This window comes from Bradyrhizobium cenepequi (genome assembly GCF_020329485.1).
GTDB classification, from domain to species: Bacteria; Pseudomonadota; Alphaproteobacteria; order Rhizobiales; family Xanthobacteraceae; genus Bradyrhizobium; species Bradyrhizobium cenepequi.
The window spans coordinates 27,001-33,613 of record NZ_JAGKJI010000065.1; the positions used below are offsets into that span (position 1 = coordinate 27,001).

At 60.2% G+C, this 6,613-nt stretch carries 7 protein-coding genes and 1 pseudogene; 3 read left to right on the plus strand and 5 right to left on the minus strand.

Annotated features, from left to right (window positions below):
• The first annotated feature begins 75 nt into the window (after positions 1-75).
• Entirely contained in the window at positions 76-1,317 is a 1,242-nt protein-coding gene (locus J6497_RS36255; RefSeq protein WP_225708994.1) for a glutamine synthetase family protein, read from the plus strand.
• Between the two features lie 32 nt (positions 1,318-1,349).
• Here the strand turns inward: J6497_RS36255 and J6497_RS36260 are convergent.
• Positions 1,350-1,837: pseudogene (locus tag J6497_RS36260) on the minus strand (IS630 family transposase); the annotation flags it as partial.
• Between the two features lie 79 nt (positions 1,838-1,916).
• Positions 1,917-2,246 carry a group II intron maturase-specific domain-containing protein gene (locus J6497_RS36265; protein WP_225708995.1) on the minus strand — a complete coding sequence of 110 codons (330 nt, stop codon included), beginning with the start codon at positions 2,244-2,246 and terminating at the stop codon, positions 1,917-1,919.
• 21 nt (positions 2,247-2,267) lie between these two features.
• Between J6497_RS36265 and J6497_RS36270 the strand changes: the two genes are divergently transcribed.
• A complete protein-coding gene (locus J6497_RS36270; protein ID WP_225709000.1) occupies positions 2,268-2,501 on the plus strand; it encodes a hypothetical protein in 234 nt (77 codons plus the stop codon).
• Between the two features lie 139 nt (positions 2,502-2,640).
• A complete protein-coding gene (hemN, locus tag J6497_RS36275; RefSeq protein WP_225708996.1) occupies positions 2,641-3,972 on the plus strand; it encodes an oxygen-independent coproporphyrinogen III oxidase in 1,332 nt (443 codons plus the stop codon).
• Positions 3,973-4,005: 33 nt separating this feature from the next.
• Here the strand turns inward: hemN and J6497_RS36280 are convergent, their stop codons facing one another.
• The 3 genes from J6497_RS36280 to J6497_RS36290 form a co-directional block, all read right to left on the minus strand.
• Complete coding sequence (locus J6497_RS36280; RefSeq protein WP_225708997.1) at positions 4,006-4,410, minus strand: DUF6455 family protein; 405 nt, start codon at positions 4,408-4,410, stop codon at positions 4,006-4,008.
• A gap of 154 nt (positions 4,411-4,564) precedes the next feature.
• Entirely contained in the window at positions 4,565-4,765 is a 201-nt protein-coding gene (ccoS, locus tag J6497_RS36285) for a cbb3-type cytochrome oxidase assembly protein CcoS (RefSeq protein WP_225708998.1), read from the minus strand.
• Positions 4,765-6,613 (minus strand): copper-translocating P-type ATPase (locus J6497_RS36290; RefSeq protein ID WP_225708999.1); only part of this gene is annotated, 1,849 nt, incomplete at its 5' end. The genes ccoS and J6497_RS36290, both read right to left, overlap by 1 nt.

Sequence of the window (6,613 nt, forward strand, 5' to 3'; positions counted from 1 at the left end):
AGTGGCGCGAATGGGGCCCGCGTGGCGGCGATTGGAGTGTGCGACTTTGACGGTGTCCTTCGAGGGAAGCACGTGATGGCTGAAGATATCCCGGATGGAGACAGGATAATCAGGTTCTCTGAAGCCGTGCTCGCATGGGATTGTTCGGACCGAGTGATTCCAGCCAGTTTTACCCAAAAGCCGCCATCCGCATTCGGAGACGCCGAACTGCGTATTCTATTGGGCACCGGCCGTCCTGTGTCTATTGGCCATGATCAGTGTCTCTACCTCGCTGAGTTTGCAGGTGCCCATGAGAGCATCTGCCCGCGTGGTGTTTTGCGTAAGGTCCTACGAAGGGCTGCTGACCACGGATACAATTGCACTGCTGGGTTCGAGTTTGAGTTTATGCTTTTCAAGGAGAGCGCCGAGACAATAGATAACAAGTCTTTTGATCAATGGACTCCTTTGACGCGTGGGCCATTCGGGTATTCACTAACGCGCGCCGTCGCGAATAAAGAGCTGTTTGATGAGATTCTCGCGCTTTGTGAGAACGCTAGATTACCTCTCAGCGGGCTCCACTTTGAAACCGGGCCCGGCGTGATTGAAGCTTCGCTTCGTCATTGTGATGCCCTGGATGCTGCGGATCGAGCCGTCTTTTTTAAGTCGATGATAAAATCTTGGGCGCAGACGCGAGGCATGATGGCCACGTTTATGGCCAAGGTTTCTGAGAATTGGCCGGGTCAGTCGGGACATATTCACATCTCAGTGTCAGTAGATGGTCGAAATGCGTTTTACGATAGCGAGTCTAGCCAGAACATCTCAAAAACCATGAGGCAATTCATTGGTGGACAACTGGAGTACTTGAAGGACTTTTGTGTGCTCGCTGCGCCCAACGTGAATAGCTATAAAAGACTGGTGCCCGGCTATTGGGCTCCAATTTGCCCAAGCTGGGGGATTGACAACCGCTCCTGTGCAGTGCGGGTCATTCCGGGAGACCCGGCTGCACACCGCCTTGAATACAGACTGAGTGGCGCAGATGTGAACCCCTATCTCGCCCTCTCGTGTGCCATCGGCTCCGGCATTCTGGGGATTGAAGAGAATGCTGTCTTAGCAGCTCCAATTGTTGGTGATGCAAGCGAGCAAAAATATCCCTCCTTCGAGCGACTTCCCCAGGACTTGTCAGAGGCGACAAGCCGGTTTGCGCAATCTGCAAAGGCTATCGACCTTTTTGGAGACAGGTTTGTTGAAGCCTTCTCTTGCTCCCGCCGCTGGGAGTGGCAAGCTGTTCAACATCGAGTCACCGAGTTTGAACGCCAGCGGTACTTCGAGATCATTTAGCGTAACAGCGTGTACGCTAGAGCGTGATGAGATTAGGCTTGGTCATATCCGGCGTTTGTGAAGTAGTTTGCCCATTCCGCTGGTGTGACGGTGCCGAGGATCGGACCGATAGCTTGGTAGATGGTCTCGACGGTTGGTTGTGCGGCTTTGCGGAGCCAGTGTTTGAGCTTGGCGAAGAACTGCTCGATCGGGTTCAAGTCGGGTGAGTATTTTGGCAGGTCGAAGAGCCGGGCGCCGGCGGCACGAATGGCTCGGCGCACGGCCTTGCCCCTGTGCGAGTCGAGATTGTCCATGATGACGATGTCGTCGGGCTGCAGCGTCGGAACCAAGACCTTCTCGACATAGAGCTGAAAGGTTGCGCCGTCAATCGGCCCGTCAATCAGCCAGGGAGTCGTGATGCGATCATGGCGCAAGGCGGCCAGAAAGGTCATGGTTTGCCAGCGGCCATGCGTACCTTGGCTTTGATCCGCTGACCGCACTGCGCCCAACCCAGCAGTGGCGCCATGTTGGTTTTTGTCCAGGGGTGAGTAGGCCGAGGGATTTTCACCCCCGGCCTCTCGCAGAACGGTGCGTGAACCTCTCGATTCACACCGCTCCCATCAGGTGAACGTGGTCGTTCCGAACAACTGCCAGTGTACGAACAGCTCCGCATTATCTCGAGCCAGCCTTCGCAAGAACAGCGAGGCACCGGTTTTGTGGAGCCGGACGCGCTTGTACTTTCGCATGATCCACGCCTTCAGCTTCTGGTTGACGTAATCGACCAGAGAGAACAGCGCCGAACGACTGAACCGGCCGTAATAACCTATCCACCCCCGGAGGAGCGGATTGACCTTTTGGGCGATCTCAGCCAGCGTCCCCGGCGTTTGCTGGGGAAAGCGGCCATCGTTCTTGCAGAGAACACCGCCGGCGTTAAGGAGGTCCGCGATCATCTTTGCTTCTTCGACAACTACTTGGGCTACTATGTGGAATCACCCGAGGGCATCAAGGCCGCGGTGCTGGGATGGATCGTCCGCCTCATGCCGATCCTGGCCCGCGCCGATCGCAGCGCTCTTGGTCGCTCGGGATTCCTTGAATTTCGACATTGTACAGACCTTTGTCGCAATCCTATTGATCGTGGGTTTGATGCTTCTGGTTGTGCTCTGGACCAATCTCTGCCGTTCGGGCGAGCGATCATGACGGATTGACTTTGCGGGTCGGGTGCAGTGGAAGCTTCGCCGCAAGCGGAGCCCGAAGGCGCTCCGCTAACTCAGATCCCAGTTGACCCAGCGCAAAGTCCGGTCGGCGCCAAGGCTGCTATGTGGCTAGGAATCAGAGAACTCGAATATGCGATCGGACTTGGCCGACATGTACGGGCAAGACAAGCTCCCACGGTACACCAGCTATCCAACAGCCCCGTACTTCTCTTCTGCAATCGGCGAGAAGGTGTATCGGCATTGGCTCAGATCGGTTTCGGCCCACCGACCCGTCTCGCTCTATGTGCACATACCTTTCTGTCGCTCAATGTGCTGGTACTGCGGATGCCATACGTCGGTGACCAAGCAGGACGCGCCGATCGCCGTGTTCGTCGCAGCTTTGCGTCGGGAGGCGCAACTAGTCGCGGACACGATAAAGAAAAGCCTGCCGGTCGCGAATCTACACTTCGGCGGGGGCACTCCAACCATCATGACTCCGGAGCTGTTCGTCGATCTCGCTGACGCCTTCCGCTATGCCTTTTTCGTACTCCCGGATGCCGAGATCGCTGTTGAGGTCGATCCGCGAACCCTGACCAACGACCTGACGCAGGCTTTAGAATACTGCGGGGTCACCCGCGCGAGCCTCGGCGTTCAGAGCTTCGACCCAAGAGTGCAGCGCGCAATCAATCGATTGCAGAGCTTCGAGCAGACGGCAGCTGCAGTCGAAAGGCTACGCCGGGTAGGTGTGCGGGGGATCAACTTCGACCTTCTCTATGGTCTCCCCTTTCAGACGGTAAGCTGTTGTCTAGACACCATTGCCAAGTGCGTCGAATTGCGCCCCGACCGGTTTTCGGTTTTCGGTTACGCGCACGTCCCGTCATTCAAGAAGCATCAGCGCAAAATCGCGGAGGAGAGCTTACCTGACAGTGTCGAGCGACACGTTCAGTCCGAGACCATCGCGGAAGCCCTTCAGGACGCGGGGTATGTGCGCATCGGGCTGGATCACTTCGCGCTCCCAGACGATGCGCTCGCGACGGCGCAGCGCGAGGGTCGATTGCGGCGCAATTTCCAGGGCCACACCGATGACAGCGCTGACACACTCATCGGCCTCGGAGCGAGCGCGATCGGTCGGATGCCGCAGGGCTTTGTGCAGAACGTGGTGGCCATGCGCGACTACCTGGACCGCATCGCGGGAGGCCGGTTCGCCACGGTGAAGGGCTATGCTTTCACCGAGGACATCGAGCGGATCATGTGCGATTTGACTGTTGACCTGGAGCAGATATCCCGCATCCATGATCGGGATCCACGGACAGCAGTCGTCGATCGCGCCCGCATCGACCGGCTTTTAGCGGACGGAGTCGCGACAATGTCTCAAGGTCGGCTAACCGTCAGCGAAGGATCGGAATTCCTGGTGCGTAGCGTCGCCTCAGCGTTTGATGCTCACCTTCCTCGGTCAACAGGCGTGCACAGTCGCGCGGTTTAAAGACCGAGAGGCCCTTAGACCATTTGTAGCTTGTCAGCAGCAGCTCGGACCGCGAGCAAGATCCATCGCATCTGACTTTGGCTTCGTCTGAAGCGCATCGATCGTGTAGCTGTTGGCGCAGTATTCATGAAGGTGCTGCGCCGCTGTTCCAGCCTCCAGCTCGCGGTTGCACCGGGACTTTTCGGCGCACAGCGCACATACAAGTGTCATGTCGCGCAGCACGCTCGGCTCCTTGCGCGCAGTGATCGTCTCGTCGATGCCGACCGCCTTGAGCAGCCCCGACAGCTCATCAGCGCCGTGTCCACGGAAAGTGAGGGTTTCGAGCTCGGTCGATGAGATGCGAAGGTCGTGCGCGATGGAATCGAGCTCGGCGGCTCCAAGAGCGCGGAGGTCGGCGGTATCACGGAGCCGGCCGAGCCACTCCGAAAACCTGCCCATGAGCCTACCGCGGATCGATTCCGTTCCTATAGCCGATGGCATAGTACCCTCCCGGTACGGTTTGAGCAGATCAAGTATCGGGGGCGAAACAGCCGACCGTATTGCGCCAGATCAAAATCGGAAGCATCTGCCCAGGACGCGCGACGACGAGGCGTTACGATGAGGCGTTACGGTGCGATTCCGACCTCACCTCGACGCGGCGCAAAGCCGGCGTTTCGTCGTCGTCAGAAATCGCCCGCCAGGCGGCTCCCTCGAGATCGTCATATTGGCCGTTCTTCAACGACCATAAAAACCCGAGCAGCCCGAACAGGCCGAGCAAGAGCGCCAGCGGCACAAGGAACACGATCACTTCCATCACAGATTCTCCTGCGGGACATGGCGCGCACGCAGCGCATTCAGCATCACCAGGATCGAGGAGCCAGACATCGCGGCGGCCGCGATCAGCGGCGTCACCAAGCCCAGAATGGCGATCGGCACGGCGAGGAAATTGTAGCCGACGGCAAGATAGAGGTTTTGCCGCATCAGGCGCAGCGCCTTCCGCGAATAGTCGATGGCCGCGATAACGGGCGCGAGCGGCTTGCCGAGGAAGACGAGATCGGCGGTCGCCTGGCTCAGATGTGCGGCCGAGATCGGCGACATCGAGACATGCGCGGCCCCAAGCGACGGCGCATCGTTCAAGCCATCGCCGACCATCATCACCTTGACGCCCAGCCGCTTCAGTTCCTCGATCCGCGCGATCTTGTCTGATGGCGTCACGCCGGCGCGCCATTCGGGAACGCCAAGCGTCTCCGCCGCGGCCCGCACCGCCGGCTCGCGATCGCCTGACAGAATCTCGACCGCGATGCCGCGCCGATGCAGCGCCGCGACCGTTTCGCGCGCGTCCGGCCGCAAGCCCTGGCGGACCGCGAACACGTAACGCTTCTCGCCGCGGGCAAACGCAACCACCGACGCCTCGGGATCGCGGCTCAGGATTTCGTTCGCGAGATCATCGGCCTTGCAGAAAGAAGGACGTCCAAGCCTCACCTCTTCGCCTTCAAAAATGCCGCAAACGCCCTGCCCCGGTTGCTCCGTGATATCAGGCAGCGGCGATTTCGCGCCGGCCGCGTGTGCCAGCCCAGCGGCAACCGGATGATGGCTTGCCAGCGCAAGCCGGCCCGCTAGCGCGGATATATCGGCGGGGACGGCCGCCGAGTTCACCACATCGAGCTCCGGCAAGGTGAGCGTTCCCGTCTTGTCGAAGATGATGCGGTCGACCTCGGCGACGCGCTCGATGGCATCGCCCGAATTGATCAGCACGCCGGCCCGGAACATCGCGCCCGCGGCAATGGTCTGCACCGTCGGAATCGCGAGCCCGAGCGCGCAGGGGCAGGTGATGATGAGCACCGCTATCGCGGTGATGATGGAATCGTGCAAGCTCGCGCCGGCGATCAACCAACCGATCATCGTCAAGAGCGCAGTCGCATGCACCAGCGGCGCATAGAGCCGCGACGCGCGGTCGGCGAGCTGCACATAGCGCGAGCGCGCCTGCACGGCGTGATCGAGCAATCGCTGGATCTCCGCCAGCAGCGTGCCTTCGGCCGCCGCCGAAACGCGGATGCGTAAGCCGCCGGAGATGTTGAGCGAACCGGCATAGACCGCGCTGCCGGCCTCGACCGCCGCATACCGCGTCTCGCCGGTGATCAGGCTCTGGTCGATCTCGGATCGGCCGTCGATCACCGTGCCGTCGACCGCGCAACGCTCGCCGGGCCGCAGCAGCACGATATCGCCAGCTCTTATTGCCGCGGCCGGCACGACCGAAATCTCGTCAGGTCCGACGAACTTCGTCGCGGTCTCGGCCTTCAGTGCGGCGAGATTGCCGGCGACGGCCCGGGTCCGCCGCCGCATGCTCTGGTCGAGATAGCGCCCGACGAGGAGGAAGGTGAGCAGCATGATCGCCGCATCGAAATAGGCGTGCTCGGCATGTCCGATGGTCTCGACAACGGACATGGCGAGCGCCAGGATCACGCCGATGCTGATCGGCACGTCCATGTTGACGTTGCCCGTGCGCAGCGCGTTGAAGGCAGAGCGAAAGAAGGGTTGGCCGGCATAGGCGGCTGCCGGCAATGCGATCAGCGCCGACATCCAGTGGAAGAAATCGCGCTGCTCCGGCAGCATGTCGCTGACATTGCCGGACCACACCGGGATCGACAGCATCATCACGTTC

Bases quoted from the DNA above. Each gene is read 5' to 3' on its own strand.
- J6497_RS36255 (WP_225708994.1), top strand. From the start codon at position 76: ATGGCTGAAGATATCCCGGATGGAGACAGGATAATCAGGTTCTCTGAA.
- J6497_RS36265 (WP_225708995.1), bottom strand. From the start codon at position 2,246: ATGATCGCGGACCTCCTTAACGCCGGCGGTGTTCTCTGCAAGAACGAT.
- hemN (WP_225708996.1), top strand. From the start codon at position 2,641: ATGCGATCGGACTTGGCCGACATGTACGGGCAAGACAAGCTCCCACGG.
- J6497_RS36280 (WP_225708997.1), bottom strand. From the start codon at position 4,410: ATGGGCAGGTTTTCGGAGTGGCTCGGCCGGCTCCGTGATACCGCCGAC.
- ccoS (WP_225708998.1), bottom strand. From the start codon at position 4,765: ATGGAAGTGATCGTGTTCCTTGTGCCGCTGGCGCTCTTGCTCGGCCTG.